Here is a 268-nt window from a genome sequence, read left to right as displayed (position 1 = left end):
AATCCGGTGGCGGGTCTACGGTTAAATCGATGCGCTTTTTTCCCCGCACTGCTGCTTCGTTTTCGATATAAAAACAGCTATCCGCTTCTAAACCTTGTTGCATCGTTTCGCTTTTAAAGGTGGTAGAAGCCAGATTCCTGAACTCGATATCGAGTTCTTCTAGTAAGACTTCCACAAAGTTGCTAATAATCACTTTATCATCTTCATGTTCGGGTAAAGGTACCATGATTTCTAGGACTCCCTGGCTGTAATTAATCCGCGCACCTCG

1 protein-coding gene is annotated in these 268 nt (G+C 44.0%); it reads right to left on the bottom strand.

Annotated elements, in window-relative coordinates:
- A partial coding sequence (locus AC0QH1_RS00695) for a PDDEXK family nuclease (RefSeq protein WP_473154724.1) occupies window positions 1-268 on the bottom strand: 268 nt, incomplete at both ends.

It is taken from the genome of Phormidium sp. CCY1219, assembly GCF_055795085.1.
Note: the sequence above shows the minus strand (reverse complement) of the source record. Positions and strands in the feature narration are given on the sequence as shown.